Below are 16,096 nucleotides of genomic sequence, written 5' to 3'. Positions count from 1 at the left end.
GAAAATAGTATAAACGAGAAAATTATTTATTAAATCTAACTTTAATGGAAATGAACTATTTCAAGAAGACCGGTAAGATGATGGTAGCCGCATGTATGCTTGCGGGACTGCCGTTTATTCCCGGTACGGTTTCAGCGTCCGAACTTCAGACACAAATGATGTCTGTTCAAATGGAAAGTACGACATTAAAAGAACTTTTCGATTTGATCGAGGAAAAATTCAATTACACGTTCCTTATCCGTAACAATGACATCAATCTGAATGAGCGTATCTCAATCGACATGTCGAACCGCTCGGTCGAGGAGATTTTGACGACGGCGCTGAAAAATCAGCATGCTGATTTTGTTGTAAACAACAATAGGATTGTTGTTTACAAGTCATCTTCTAATCCAAATGAATTGAGAAACGCGGAGAGAATGGTGGCGCAGCAGACGATTACGATTTCAGGTACCATTGTTGACGCGGTGACGGGTGAGCCGGTAATCGGTGCGAATGTGCTCGTGAAAGGCACTACGAACGGTACCAGTACCGATTTCGATGGAAAGTTTAGTTTGGAAGCTCCGGCCGGAGCTACTTTGGTCGTTTCTTACATCGGTTATGTGAACCATGAGGTTAAAGCGACTAGTGCTCCGATGACTATCCGTATCAAGGAAGACACTCAGAACCTTGAGGAGGTGGTTGTTGTTGGTTACGGCGTGCAAAAAAAGGAAAGCTTGACGGGTGCCATGCAGGTGGTGAGCAACGAGAAATTGTTGGATGCCACTAGCCCTACGGTCGAGAACTTATTGTCTGGTAAGGCTCCGGGCGTGCAGGTTACTTCGGGTGGTGGTCAGCCGGGCGCTGCCGGTAAGGTGGTGATCCGTGGTAAGTCTACGGTAAACGGTAGCACGGACCCTCTTTGGATCGTGGATGGCGTAATCGTCGGTACGGATGCGGGTAGCTTGAACCCGGCTGATATCGAATCCATGTCTATCTTGAAGGATGCCGCTTCAACCGCTATCTATGGTTCTCAAGGAGCGAACGGTGTTATCGTGGTGACTACGAAGAAAGGTAAGATCGGAAAAGCTACGATCAACGCTTCCGTAAAGATGGGTGTGAACCAGTTGCACCGTGGAAACATGAATATGATGAACGGCGAGGAATTATATGATTATTATAAATCTTTCGCTAATCAAGACGCCCTTCCGAGTTATTTTACGGAGGATTTGCGCAACCGTAACTTCGACTGGTGGAAAGAGGGTACGCATCTGGGCTTCGCTCAAGACTATAACGTATCTGTTTCCGGTGGCTCAGAGAAGATCAAGACGTATACATCCGTTGGTTACTATAATGAGGATGGTGCCGTGAAAGGATATGACTACAAGCGTTATAACTTGCGTTTCAATGTGGATTACCAAGCGACGGATTGGTTGACTATCAAACCTAAAGTATGGGCTACCCGTAGCGACGTGATGGACCAGCAGCAAGATCTAGGCGCTATCATGTACGTTAATTTCCCTTGGGACTCCCCGTATGACGAGAATGGCGACTTGATCCAGCAATACAGGCCGACCGATTGGGTGAATAGCGATGCTACAAATTACTTGTATGACCTGCAATGGAATTATGAGAAGAAAACTTCCTATGAGTTTATGGGAAACTTTGACTTCGATATCAAGTTTACCGATTGGTTGACTTTTGCGTCCGTGAATAGCTATAAATATAATAACATTCTTTTCAAAGGCTATAACGATCCTCGCTCTAAGGCAGGAGAGGCCGACAATGGATTGTTGCAAGATAAGACCACAACTTCTTATCGGGTATATAGCAACCAATTGCTTCGTTTTAATAAGGTGTTCGATAAACATTCCATCAATGCGATATTGGCTTATGAGTGGAACTCTTATACCCGGGAAATCAAGGATCAGACAGCGGCTAGTTTCGCTCCGGGTTTCTCCGTGGCAGATGTAGCGACAACTCCTAAGACAATAAAAGGATCGCAAGAGGAATGGGCTGTACAATCCTATTTGTTCAATGCCAATTATGCGTATGACAATCGTTATTTATTGTCTTTCTCTTTCCGCCGAGATGGTGCCTCAAACTTTGGTGAGGATGCTAAATATGGTAATTTCTTCTCTGTTAGTGGTGGTTGGAATATCCATCAGGAGGAATTTTTCAAGGCAAAGGATTGGGTACAGCAATTGAAGTTGCGCGCTAGCTATGGTTCTGTAGGTAATCGTCCTACTGAGCTGTATTCGCAGTATACTTTGTATGCTATGTCTACGGGATACAACGGTGATCCGGGTGCGGTAATTGCTCAAAAAGAAAATAAGAACTTGACATGGGAGAAAACCTATACGGCGGGTGTAGGTATCGACGCTATCTTGTTCGATCGTCTGACTATTAATTTGGATTATTACAATAAGAAAACAACCGATTTGCTTTATAAAGTGCCTCTGCCCGGTGTGACAGGTATCACGGGTATCTATCGTAACGTTGGTTCTGTTAAGAATAATGGTTTCGAGGTTTCATTAGGTGTGGACATCTTGAAAGGTGGTGATTGGAATTGGAGCGTTGCCGCTAACTTGGGCTTGAACCGTAATAAGATCACAGAATTGTATGGTGGTAAGAGCGAGATTATTACTGCCAACGCAGGAACAAGCTATTACATCTATATGGATAAGATCTTGACTCCGGGTCAGGATGTGGATACTTGGTATGGAACTGAATGGGCTGGCGTAGATCCGCAAACAGGAGCTCCGTTGTGGTATACAACAAATGAGAAAGGAGAACGCATAACAACTTCTGATTATAGCGAGGCTTCCAAGCACCAGACTATATTAGGAAAATTAAGCCCTGACTTCTACGGTGGTTTCTCTACAAATCTATCTTGGAAGAATATCGATTTATCCGCAGTCTTCGGTTATTCGGTAGGAGGTGAGATTTACAATTATGACCGTTCTATGTATGATAGTGATGGTGCTTATGTAAACTATAATCAAATGAATTTAAGGGATGATTGGAATCGCTGGGAAAAACCGGGCGATATCGCTACCCATCCAAAAGCTGAATATGGTAATAAGAGCCAATCCAGCAAGGGATCTTCCCGTTACTTGGAGGATGCGAGCTATTTACGTTTGCGTAGCTTGACATTAGGCTATACGTTACCTTGGAAGATCCAATATGTAGACAATGTCCGTCTTTCTTTCTCGGGTGAGAACTTGTTTGTTCTTTCGGGGTTCTCTGGAGTGGATCCGGAACTTCCCGCTGAGGTAGGAAGCCAATACAAGGCTGGTTCGGTTGGTGTGGCCATTTCTCCGTACCCACAAGCCCGTAAATTTATGTTTGGTTTAAATGTTACATTTTAATTAAAGGAATAAGAATGAAAAAAATAGCTATAGTGGCTCTTGCGGCAGCGGCCACATTTATAACAAGCTGTGATATCGAACGTATGCCTTATGATAAGTATACGGAGGACAAGATCATGGAAGATAAGGATGCTGCGGTTGATGTCTTATTAAACGGTTGCTACGCTAAATTGAAAACTGCATCTGAGCATTTACACTATTGTGGAGAGTTCCCCGGGGATAACGTTTGCAAGGATAAGCCGACCACAAATCCATTCGGTACTTACTTTACTTATCAGCATACCGTTAATAATGGTGGGCTTTCTACGGTTTGGAACAGTGCTTATAATATCATCTCGCAGACAAGTTCTTTAATGAAGATGATCAATGAGAATGAATCTCCAGAGTTGAACCAAAAGTTGGGTGAGGCCTATTATATGCGTGGCATGATGTATTTTTATCTGTGTCGTGTGTTTGGCCGTCCTTATTATCAAGAACCGGAGAAGAATCTGGGTGTACCTATTGTGAATGGTATGCCTGAGGATATGGATAACCTGGATCTTCCGGATCGTTCTTCCGTGAAAGATACGTATGAGCAAGTTCTGTCTGACTTGAAAAAGGCAGAAGAGTTGATGTCTGATTTTAAGTCGCCCGCCTATGCCTCAAAGTATGCGGCTCAAGCCTTGTTGGCCAAGGTTTATATGTATATGAGTGGTACTTTTGAGAATCCGAATAAGGAATACGCTCAATTATCTTATAATTATGCGAATGAGGTAATCGAGAGTAATCAATTCTCCTTATTGAGTCGTTCGACGTTTATGACATATAATGAGCTTGCTCCGGATGCGGCTTCTCAAACGGAGACTATTTTTGCCGTGAAATTCATTGCTTCGGATTGGGATGATTGGGGTAGCCCGTTAGGTAGTATGTATGCGGAGATTGATGGTCAAGGCTGGGGTGAGGTATACGCTAGCGCTAAATACATGGATTTGCTGCATGAGACAGGTAAAAATACGGATGCCCGCGAGGCTTTTATCCATCCACAATATAAGAAGAATGATGCGGGAGATCAAATTCCGGCTTTCCGTTTCGTCGCTAACTTGTATACGGACGGAAAGATTTCCGGTTATGTATATCGTCAGGGTGAGACAAAGGAAGTAGGTGGTAAGTTAATCGCTACCGTGGATGATGAAGAGTACACATTAACTCCCGTAGATGTGGATAATAAACGTTATTCTATTAGTTATAAGGGAAAAACTTATGTCGGTGATTATGATTACCTGATGTTAGAAAGCCAAGGTAATCCGAAATTCTATAGTTATAAATGCTCTAAGCAAGAAGGTTATCCCCACCTTTATTCACCGGTTATCTCTCGCTTAGGTGAGTTATACCTGATTCGCGCCGAGGCTAGCGCTAAATTAGGAAACTATACAAAAGCATTAGCCGATTTGAATACCGTTCGTACCCGTTCCTTACCTAACGCCGGATATAAATCTTTGGATGCGACAAACGCTCATGAGCTTATCATGAAAGAACGTCAGTTGGAATTAGCTTATGAGGCTGACCGTGGTTTTGATGTATATCGTGTAGGCGATACGATGAAACGTCATTACCCGGGATTCCATGACGGCGTGCCTGAATATCCTGCTACCAGCCCGTTGGCTATCCAGTATATTCCGCAGTCTGAGATTAACGCTTATCCGGGTACATTAACTCAGAATCCGTAATAAGCGATGAATAAGTATTGTATAATGAGTGTGTTGGCAGGGTTTTCCTTGCCAACAACTTTAATAGTTCAATCAGCTCCCCGGCAACCTAACGTGGTGATCATCGTGGCCGATGATCTCGGGTATGGTGATCTAAGCTGTTACGGGGCTCATCGCATACAGACTCCGGGAATGGATCGTATCGCAAATGAAGGCATACGCTTTACGCAAGGTTATTGTACGGCGGCTACTTCTACCCCCAGCCGGTATTCCTTGCTTACCGGATTATATCCTTGGACAAATAGGGATGCCAAAATACTTCCCGGCAATGCGGCTCTGATTATCAATACTCAACAGGTTACCTTGCCGAAGGTGATGAAGCAAGCGGGCTATGTCACCGGCTCGGTCGGCAAATGGCATCTAGGATTAGGTGACGGGGTGGTAGACTGGAACAAGCTGGTTTATCCCGGAGCGAAAGAGATCGGTTACGACTATTCTTTTATCCAAGCTGCTACTAATGACCGGGTTCCCTGTATCTTTATCGAGAATGGGAGAGGTGTAAACCTCGATCCGAACGATCCTCTCTATGTCAGTTATAAGGAGAATTTCCCCGGGGAACCGACTGGGAAGGATAATCCTGAATTACTGAGAATGCTCCCGAGTGTCGGGCATGCCGGCGCTATCGTAAACGGTGTACCTCGAATTGGTTTCCAGAAAGGAGGCAAGACCGCCCAATGGAAAGATGAGGATATGGCAGAGTTGTTCCTTGAGAAGGCGAAAGGTTTTATGAAAGAGAATAAGGATAAACCTTTCTTCCTGTACTATGGCTTGCATCAACCGCATGTACCTCGTGTTCCGAACGAGAGATTCGCGGGTAAGTCGGGGATGGGACCTCGTGGAGATGTTATCTTGGAAGCGGATTGGTGCGTGACCGAATTCTTGAAGGAAATGGATAAGTTGGGGCTAACGGAAAATACGTTAGTTGTTTTCACTAGCGATAACGGACCGGTTCTGGATGACGGTTATCAAGATCAAGCCGTGGAATTGGTAGGGGATCATAAGATGGCCGGACCGCTTCGTGGAGGAAAGACGAGCTTGTATGATGGTGGGACCTGTATCCCGTTCATGCTTCGTTGGCCTGCGGAAGTTAAGCCGGGCGCTGTGTCGGATGCCTTGGTTTGCCAGATGGATTTGTTAGCCTCGCTGTCGGCGTTGATCGGACAGACCTATTCTGATAAGGTAGATAGCCAAAACACCTTGCCTGTCTTCCTAGGAAAAGGTGGTAATGGGCGAAAGGAACTTGTCTTGGAAGGTTATTTCAATTATGCGCTACGTGATGGTGATTGGGTCATGATCCCGCCGTATCCGGATACCTATGGCGACGCGGAGGAGGCTGCCTTTGCCGGAAATAGTAACTGTTATCAATTATATAATGTAAAGGAAGACATCGGTCAGCAAGTTAATTTGGCGGAAAAAGAACCTAAAAGACTTCGACAGATGATGATGACCTTCGAGAGGCTAAAAAGGGAAACCGGAAAGATAACGAACTTTTAGTCTTGGACTCTTTATTTTTCAAAATACTCAATAACGTTTTGATTGAAAAAATATTTTTTTAATTTTGTATCCTCAAAACACAAACTAATTTATAAAATATATGGAAAACACTCGTCGTTCATTCCTTAAGAAAGTATCTGCCGCTGGTATTGGTGCCGCAGGCTTGGCAATGGCTGGAAACGCCGGAGCTACAACAACTGCCGCTGAACCCCAAAAGAAAAAAACAGCCGGTAAAGATGATGGTAAATTACGTTTCGGTTTCATCGGAACGGGTTCTAGATGCCATGAGCATATTAATAATGTATTGGCGATCCCCGGTAATAAGATCGTAGCGATTTGCGATATCCAACAGGGCCCGATCGATAGTACCTTGAAACATATCGCTAAATTTAATGTCCCTGCTCCGAAAGTTTACAAAGGGGGTGAACGTGAATTTGAGAATATGTTGAACAACGAGGAGTTTGATTGCGTGATCATCGCAAGTCCTTGGGAATGGCACGTACCGATGTCTGTCGCCGCTATGAAGGCTGGTGTTCCTTATGTAGGCGTGGAGGTTTCTGCGGCTAACACGTTAGAGGAGTGCTGGGATTTGGTAAATGTTTCGGAAGCAACCGGAAGCCATTTGAATATCATGGAGAACGTATGTTATCGTCGTGACTGTATGGCTGCGTTGAATATGGTCCGCCAAGGTTTGTTCGGCGAGATCTTGCATGGTGGTTGTGGTTATGAGCATGACTTGCGTGAGGTGAAATTCAACGATGGAACTCATTACAACTATGTACCGGGTAGTGGTGATCTTCGTATGGGTCCGACGGCTTTCGCCGAGGCTCAATGGCGTACGAACCATTCCGTACATCGTAATGGCGATATCTATCCGACTCACGGTATCGGACCGATAGCTCATTGTATGGATATCAATCGTGGTAACCGTTTCCTTTCTTTATCCGCTATGGCTACTCAATCTCGTGGATTGCATAAGTTTATCGTGGATAATGGGGGTGAGAATCATCCGTTGGCGAAGGTCAACTTCAATTTGGGAGATATCGTGACTTCTATGATTAAGTGTTCTAATGGACAAACGATTATCGTAACCCATGATACCAATTCTCCTCGCCCTTATTCATTAGGTTTCCGTGTTCAGGGAACTGAGGGTTTATGGATGAATGATGGCGATCATGTATATGTACAAGGAAAGTCTAAGCCTCATCGTTGGGATGATTCCGATGAATGGTTCAAGAAATATGATCATAAATTGTGGGCTTCCTTAGAGTCTCAAGCTGCTGAGGCCGGACACGGTGGTATGGACTATATCATGATGTACGACTTGATCGACGCTATCCGTAATAAGAAACCGGCTCCAATGGACTGCTATGACGCTGCCGCTTGGAGCGCTATCTCCGGCTTGTCGGAGATGTCAATCGCTCGTGGCGGTGCTTTGGTAGACTTCCCGGATTTCACCCGTGGGCAATGGATTCACCGTCAACCGCAATTCGCTTTGTAATAGATTTTCATAAAATACTAGGGAAGGATGTCTTTGTTAAAGGCATCCTTTTCTTTTTTATATACATTTTTCTTGTCTCTTCGAGTATTATGATTATTTTTGTCACTCAAGTTAATCTATTCTATCTAAATTTTAAATTCGTACTATGAAGACAAACAGAAGAGACTTCCTGAAGACTCTTGGAGGAATCGCGGCATTTACGATTGTACCGCGCCACGTGTTGGGTAATGGATTCATCGCTCCAAGTGATCAATTAACAAAAGGAATTATCGGTACAGGTGGTATGGGCCGTGGACATGTGGACTATGCCGGGACTCGTCTTGTCGCTGTGTGTGACGTCGATAAGAATCATCTGGAGCTAGGTAAACAGTTGGTAAAGGATAAGATTGCCGCATACCATGATTTTCGTGATTTGATTCTAGATCCCAATGTAGATATCGTTCATATAGCTACGCCTCCTCACTGGCATGGTATCATGTCTGTCGAGGCCGCTAAAGCAGGAAAAGATATTTGGTGTGAGAAGCCTATGACCCGTACGATCGGGGAGGGTAAACGGGTAATGGAAGCGATGAAGCAATACGGACGTATGTTCCGCTTGAACACTTGGTTCCGTTTCGCTGACCCGTTCTATGGACTGGGCACTCCAGTGAAACCTTTGAAGAAACTGGTTCAAAGTGGTATGTTGGGCTGGCCGCTAAAGGTAACGATCAGCAAGCATACCGGTTTCGACTGGAAGTTCTATTGGGTTGGTAAAGAATATCTGGAACCACAATCGGTGCCTAGTGAGCTGGATTATGATTTCTGGTTGGGTCCGGCTCCTTACAAACCTTATAACCCGCATCGTGTGCATCAGACATTCCGTGGATACTGGGATTATGACGGCGGTGGTTTAGGGGATATGGGACAGCATTATATTGACCCTGTACAATATTTTCTAGGAAAAGATAATACCAGCCCGGTTAAGGTAGAGGTGGATGCTCCGCAACAACATCCGGACGCCGTGGGTACTTGGCGCTCGATTACGTATACCTATGAGGATGGTTGCCAGATCGTACTTTGGGGAGGTGATTACGGGGATCCGAACACACCTTATATTTCCGGACCGAACGGGAATGTTTATAAGAATTTCGTATGTGATATCCCGGATTGGGAGAAAAAGTTATCCGATTATCCCGAACCTGAGCCACAGGTTACCGACTTTATCGAGTGCGTAAAGACTCGTCAGCCTTTTGCCTTGAATGAGCGTAATGGCTTCCGTTCCGCTACGATCGTGAATATGGGTGCCGTAGCCCTTCGTTTGAATCGTACGCTTCACTTTGATCCCGTAAAACTGGAATTTATTAATGATGAGGCCGCTAATCGTTTGTTGGATCAGCCGATGAGAGCGCCTTGGAACATTTAAATACATACACATATGAAAAAAGTATATATATCAATTGCCAGCTTATTGTTGTGCGGTAGTATGTTAATGGCTCAAAGCCCGGCTAATCGTACATCGAAGACGATCGTTGCCGATGTACTGGCACAGATGCCGGCGGAGCAACAAGCTGAATATAACAAATTAATTAATGACTTAAGCTCCACTGGCGAGGAAGGGGTCTTGATGTTGATTAACAAGATTAACGCTCCGGGAAAAGGCAGTAACTCGAACGTGGATTATGCGTTAAGCGGATTGACTCACTACGTGATGGCGAAAGGTGAGGAAAATGCCCGTCTAGCAACAGCCAACGCATATTTGAAAGCCTTAGATAAGGTGAGCGACCGGGAGACAAAGGCTTTTATTATCCGGCAGCTTCAATTACTGGGAAAAGATGAGTGTGTGGATACGCTGGCTAGCTATTTGAACGATGAGAGCCTAAGCGGTCCTGCTGCCCGTGCGTTATCCGCTATCCGTACCGATAACGCTAAGAAGGTTTTGGTGGCTTCCTTGATGCGTCGTTCCGGTACTCCGAAGACGCAAAAGGATATTATCCGTGCGATCGCTGACGTGCAAATCGCTGATGCGGAAAATGTATTGAAAGTGATGCTTGGTTCCAGCGATGAGAATATGCAGAAAGAGGTTCTTTATGCGTTGAGCCGTGTAGGTTCTAAAGCTTCTCTGAGTGATTTAGCCGCCGCTGCCGAGAAAGCCGGTTATAAAATGGAAAAGACCGGGGCGAATGAGGCGTATATCGCTTTGATTAAACGTGTCCTTGAGCAAGGCGATACCAAAGACGCGGAGAAAGCGGCGAATGATTTATTGAAGAAGTCTACGAAAGCGGGCATGACACAGACCCGTGAGGCCGCTCTTCAGATTCTATTGGCCGCTAAGCCGGAAGCCGCTACGAAGAATTTATTATCGGCTTTGAAAGATACGGATAAAGGATACCGTAATGCGGCTTTGAACTTCGCTTCGGGTTTCGCTGATCAAAATGTTTATATCGAGGTCATGAAACACATGTTAAAGGCGAAGCCGGAAGTCAAGGTAGATATCTTGAACTGGATAGGCCGTGAAAGCAAATGCCCGTCTAAACATGACGTGATCAAGAATCTGGAACTTCGTTTTGATCTACCAGCGAGACAAGTTCTTTTGGATCAATTGAAAGATAAGGATTTCTATGTGCAACAGGCCGCTGTTTGGGCCTTGGTTAAAATCGGTGATAAGAGTGTCATTCCTGTGCTGGCTGATTTGTTGAAGAGCAATGACAAGCAAGTGATTTTATTGGGTCAAGATGCTTTGATGGCATTTAACGGCGATATTGATCAAGCAGTCGCTAAAGTGATCCCGTCCGCTTCCGATGCCGGAAAAATCGCTGGTTTGGAGCTGTTGGCGATACGTATGGCCGATGCGAATCTAAATACGGTACTGGATCAGATTAAATCCGGCTCCTCAGAGGTGAAGAAAGCCGCTTATACCGCATTGAAAGATGTAGTATCCGAGAAAGATTTCACTTTATTGTGCGGAATGTTGGAGACTGCGGAGGCTTCAGCTGTCGCTCCGCTTCAAGATGCGATCATTGCCGCCATCTCTAAACAACCGGCGGCAACTCAAGTATCTAACGTGAATCGTCGTATGATACAAGCGGGGGACAGCAAGAGATATCTTTATTATAAGGTCTTATCAGCGACTGGCGAGAAAGAGGCTTTGGCTACGATCGTGGAAGGATTGAATAAAGGAAATGGAGCGGCCAAGGATGCGGCTCTTGACGCTTTGTTGGCTTGGAAGGGTATTGAGGCTGCCGACGAACTATTTAAGGTTTGCCAATCAGCCGCTTCCGATCAAGTATTCGACAGGGCGTTAAAGCGTTATGTGCAGTTGGTATCTAATCCGGCATTTACGAGAGAGAATCGTTTGTTGAGCTTGCGGAAAGTCATGGAGATTGCCCGGACGAGTGAGCAAAAGGCTCTTATTTTACGTCAGATCCAACGGGCGGATACCTTCTTGGCATTGATGTATGCGTCGGAATTCTTGGATTCAAGCGATGCGGCTGTTCGTTCTGCGGCTGTTTATGCGGTTTGGAATATCGCTCGTAACCATCCGGAATATAAGGGTGACAATGTGAAGGCTATCTTGAAACGTGTTTTGACCATGTTTGACGGGGAAGACGCTCGTTATGATATCGATGCCTTGAAGCAACATTTGGATGCGATGCCGGACGAGGTCGGATTTGTCTCTATCTTTAATGGTAAGGATTTAACGGGTTGGAAAGGTTTGGTCGAGAATCCGATCGCCCGCGCGAAAATGAAACCGGCTCAATTGGCGAAAGCGCAGGAGCAGGCAGATGAGAATATGCGTCGTGACTGGAAAGTAGAGAACGGCCTGTTAGTATTTGACGGTACTGGGTACGATAACCTATGTACGGAAAAGCAATATGGTGATTTCGAGATGTATGTGGATTGGATGTTGGATCCGAAAGGCCCTGAGGCTGATGCCGGTATTTATCTGCGTGGTACTCCTCAAGTCCAGATCTGGGATACTTCTCGGGTAAATGTTGGTGCGCAAGTAGGTTCCGGTGGCTTGTACAACAATCAGGTAAACGAGAGCAAGCCTTCGAAAGTGACCGACAATAAATTGGGTGAATGGAATTCCTTCTATATTAAGATGGTTGGTGACCGTGTGACGGTTGTCTTGAACGGAGAAAAAGTGGTAGATAACGTGATTCTGGAAAACTATTGGGATCGCAAGCTTCCGATTTTCCCGGTAGAGCAAATCGAGATGCAAGCTCATGGCAGCAAGGTCTATTACCGTAATATCTACGTAAAGGAATTGGAAAAACAAGAACCGTTCAAATTATCGCCGGAAGAGGAAAAAGAGGGCTTCAAGGTTTTGTTTGACGGAACGAATATGCATGAGTGGACTGGAAACACGGTTGATTATATCTTGGAAGATGGCTGTATCTCTATGGTCCCAAGCAGTAGTTTCGGTGGTAATCTGTACACCAAGAAGGAATACGGAAACTTTATCTATCGTTTTGACTTCCAGTTAACCCCGGGAGCTAATAACGGTGTCGGTATTCGTACGCCGATGGAAGGAGATGCAGCATATGTAGGTATGGAAGTGCAGGTCTTGGATTGTGAACATCCTATTTACCAAGGAAACATCACTCCGCTGCAACATCACGGTTCCGTATACGGTATCATTCCCGCCCGTGAGGATCATCCGAAAGCGTTCAAGCCGGTTGGAGAATGGAATACGGAAGAGATCATGGCGGATGGCGATCATATCCGTGTGACGGTGAATGGAGTAGTAATCTTGGATGGAAATATTCGGGATGCCGTGAAGAATGGTACGCCTGATGGAAAGGAGCATCCGGGTTTGTTTAACAAAAAAGGTCATATAGGTTTCTTAGGGCATGGTTCCCCTGTCAAATTCCGCAATATTCGTATCAAGGAATTGAAATAATTTATATTAGGCTTTGAATATAGAAAGAGATTGTCTTGAGTTATTCGAGACAATCTCTTTTTTATTATAGAGGATTTATACTATTTAAATTATATCTTTGTGAAATCATAGTGTAATTTTATCGGAAGGGATATTTTTATGGAGGATATACAGACTCAATTGGATCAATGTAAATTGTTATTGGATAGGGCGGAAGTTGGCTTGTGGGAAGCCGATTTTGTTCAAAGAAGTTATATCTGTTCCGATTATTTAATGAGTATATTTGGGAAGAAGGGGAATAATCTCTCTTTTTTTGAATTTTACTATATAATCCGGGAAGACTTTAGGGATCTGATTACTACGGATTTTTTATCGATCCAATCTGTCGATACGTATGAGCAAATATTTCCGATAATAACACCGACTGGGGAAAAATGGGTACGCTCCAGATTATGTGAGCGTAAGTTGAATAACGGAGTGTGCGTAAAAGCGTTGGGCATATTACAGATTTTACCTAATTTCAAACTGAAAGAGGAAAAGATTAGTAAGATGATCGATCATAATGAAATGATCTTCCGAAAGCTGTATGTAAATTTACCTGTGGGAGTCGAGCTTTATGACAGGGACGGTTACTTGATTGATCTGAACGCAAAGGATATGGAGATATTCGGTATCCGGTCAAAGAAGGACGTTTTAGGAGTCAATATTTTTAGCAACCCGATTCTGCCTAAAGATGTGATCAAGAAACTCAAGGAGAATAAATCCGTGAATTTCCGGCTGAATTATTCGTTTAAGAAGGTCGATGATTATTATAACACCTCGAAAGTAGGCGAGTTGGATATCGTTACCAAGGCCAGTATTTTATATGACCAAAGAGGTGAACCTTCCAGCTATTTACTTATTAATTTGGATAATACGGAAAAGATGATCGCCTATAACCGTATTTCTGAGTTTGAGAATGTATTTACCTTGGTCAGCGTATACGCTAAAGTCGGTTATGCCCTTTATGACTTATATACCTTTGAGGGCTATGCCATTAAGCAATGGTATGAGAATATGGGAGAGAAGGATGGAACCCCCTTGTCCCAAATTATTGGGATTTATTCTTATATTCATCCGAACGACGCTGGATATATAAACTCATTCTTTGAGGAGGTGAAACAGGGTAAAGCGCATCATTTCCGTAGGGAAGTGCGTGTGAAGTCTGGTGACGGATGGAAATGGATTTGCGCCAATATCACCCGTAACCCTCAAAGCGTAGACCCGAATAAACCGGAGATGATCTGTATTAATTATGATATCACGGAGTTAAAGGACTCTCAATTGAAAAGGGAAAGGGCGGAAGAACTGGATCGTTTGAAGTCTGCCTTCCTAGCGAATATGAGTCATGAGATTCGTACGCCATTAAATGCCATTGTCGGTTTTTCTCAATTATTGGCGGAAACGGATGATCCCGAGGAGAGGCATGAGTTTGTGGAAATCATCGATAGCAATAATCGGATGTTGCTTCAATTGATCAGTGATATTCTAGATTTGGCAAAAATTGAATCTGGTACGATGGATTTCAAGTTCGCCGATATGAGCATAAAAGAGGTGATCAATGAGATCGTGACCTCTTTCCGTATTAAGATGCCCGATAACGTAGCTCTGATTGCTCCCAAAGATTCACCGGAATGCCAAATCTATAGCGATCGTATGCGGCTGACGCAGGTAATTTCCAATTTCCTTAACAATGCGATCAAGTATACGAGCGAAGGTTGTATCATCTTAGCTTACGAGATCATAGGTGATGAGATAAAATTCTCCGTGACTGATACGGGGGATGGCATGAGCCAAGAGATACAAGCCCATATCTTTGATCGTTTCTATAAAGGAAATACGTTTAAACAAGGTACGGGCTTGGGGCTATCTATTTGCGAGACCATCGTAAATAGACTAGGTGGTCGGATCGGTGTAAATTCCGAGTTGGGCAAAGGCAGTACGTTTTGGTTTACACATCCCTATTCCTTCTCGCCGAACGCTAAATCTCCTGCATCGCCTAATCCGGGAACGATATAAGAATGATCGTCGAGGTCATTATCTAATGCGGCGATCCAGATTGTAGTCTTGTCATCCGGCATTTTCTTCTGCAAGTATTCCAAGGCTTGTTTGCTTGAGATGATGGAGGCTACGTGTACATGGCCGGGTACTCCTTTGGTCAACAGGGCCTCATACGCCAATTCCATAGAACTTCCGGTGGCCAACATCGGGTCGGATATGATCAAGGTTTTACCTGTTAAGCGAGGAGAGGCGATATATTCGATATGAATATCAAAATTCAAACGGTCTTTATATTTGCGGTAAGCGGATACGAAAGCGTTCTCCGCATTATCCAGATACCGAAGGAAACCTTGGTGGAATGGAAGCCCGGCACGCAAGATCGTACTAATCACGATTTGATCGTCCGGCGTATTCATCGGGGCTATACCTAGCGGGGACTGGATGTCTTTCGTACTGTAATGAAATTCCTTACTGATCTCGTAAGCCATGATTTCTCCGATACGCTCGACATTGCGACGGAAGCGAAGGCTGTCTTTTTGTATATCTACATCTCTAAGTTCGGCTACGAACTTGTTTAATATGGAATTGGTGTCTCCAAGATTAACGATTCTCATGAGTCTTTTTTGAGCCCAAAAGTAATCATTTCCGGACACTAAAAATCATAAGTATGAAATTTTTCATTCATACTTATAAATGAAAGATTTCATACTTATGATTTTTTATCCCCTTACCGGGGATATTTTTACTACGTTTTCGGTGACTTTATTATTTCAGGTGGGCATTCATCGCCTCAAGGAGGAATTTACCCGGTTTGAATTTTACGGTCGTACGAGCGGGGATCATTACCGGAGTACCTGTTTTAGGATTTCTGGCAAGACGCTGTGTTTGCGGTCTTGGGATCAGTGTTCCAAATCCGACAAGTACGATTTCCTCATTTTCAGACATACGCTCAGTTACGATCTCGATGTAAGCATCCAATACTTTCTTTGCTTCTTGCTTTTGTAACCCGGTCTTGTCTGCTAAAGCCTCTATAAGTTCTGCTTTGTTCATAAATGCAAATTTTTTAAATTGTTAAACACTACAAATGTACACTTTGAAGCTGGTTTTA

The 16,096-nt window shown here is 44.2% G+C and carries 9 protein-coding genes; 7 read left to right on the top strand and 2 right to left on the bottom strand.

Annotated elements, in window-relative coordinates:
* The first annotated feature begins 44 nt into the window (after positions 1–44).
* From BDI_RS05800 to BDI_RS05770, 7 genes are all read left to right on the top strand, one after another.
* Positions 45–3,347: a SusC/RagA family TonB-linked outer membrane protein gene (locus BDI_RS05800; RefSeq protein ID WP_011966328.1), complete on the top strand. Its 3,303-nt coding sequence runs from the start codon at positions 45–47 to the stop codon at positions 3,345–3,347.
* Between the two features lie 14 nt (positions 3,348–3,361).
* Complete coding sequence (locus BDI_RS05795; protein WP_005856821.1) at positions 3,362–5,053, top strand: RagB/SusD family nutrient uptake outer membrane protein; 1,692 nt, start codon at positions 3,362–3,364, stop codon at positions 5,051–5,053.
* 6 nt (positions 5,054–5,059) lie between these two features.
* A complete protein-coding gene (locus tag BDI_RS05790) occupies positions 5,060–6,586 on the top strand; it encodes a sulfatase family protein (RefSeq protein WP_011966327.1) in 1,527 nt (508 codons plus the stop codon).
* Between the two features lie 100 nt (positions 6,587–6,686).
* Positions 6,687–8,087, top strand: coding sequence for a Gfo/Idh/MocA family protein (locus BDI_RS05785; RefSeq protein ID WP_005856826.1), 1,401 nt, complete (start codon positions 6,687–6,689; stop codon positions 8,085–8,087).
* A gap of 145 nt (positions 8,088–8,232) precedes the next feature.
* The gene (locus BDI_RS05780; RefSeq protein WP_005856828.1) at positions 8,233–9,489 is read left to right on the top strand and encodes a Gfo/Idh/MocA family oxidoreductase; all 1,257 of its coding nucleotides are present in this window, start codon (positions 8,233–8,235) and stop codon (positions 9,487–9,489) included.
* A gap of 12 nt (positions 9,490–9,501) precedes the next feature.
* Entirely contained in the window at positions 9,502–12,969 is a 3,468-nt protein-coding gene (locus BDI_RS05775; protein WP_011966326.1) for a DUF1080 domain-containing protein, read from the top strand.
* 138 nt (positions 12,970–13,107) lie between these two features.
* Positions 13,108–15,006 (top strand): PAS domain-containing sensor histidine kinase, encoded by a 1,899-nt coding sequence (locus tag BDI_RS05770; protein WP_008780578.1) that lies wholly within the window; start codon positions 13,108–13,110, stop codon positions 15,004–15,006.
* Here BDI_RS05770 and upp read toward each other — a convergent pair.
* Positions 14,949–15,602 carry a uracil phosphoribosyltransferase gene (upp, locus tag BDI_RS05765; RefSeq protein WP_008780579.1) on the bottom strand — a complete coding sequence of 218 codons (654 nt, stop codon included), beginning with the start codon at positions 15,600–15,602 and terminating at the stop codon, positions 14,949–14,951. The two genes, BDI_RS05770 and upp, sit on opposite strands and share 58 nt — an antisense overlap.
* 151 nt (positions 15,603–15,753) lie before the next feature.
* The gene (locus BDI_RS05760; RefSeq protein ID WP_005856836.1) at positions 15,754–16,038 is read right to left on the bottom strand and encodes an HU family DNA-binding protein; all 285 of its coding nucleotides are present in this window, start codon (positions 16,036–16,038) and stop codon (positions 15,754–15,756) included.
* Positions 16,039–16,096: the final 58 nt, after the last annotated feature.

It is taken from the genome of Parabacteroides distasonis ATCC 8503, assembly GCF_000012845.1.
Taxonomy (GTDB): Bacteria; Bacteroidota; Bacteroidia; order Bacteroidales; family Tannerellaceae; genus Parabacteroides; species Parabacteroides distasonis.
Note: the sequence above shows the minus strand (reverse complement) of the source record. Positions and strands in the feature narration are given on the sequence as shown.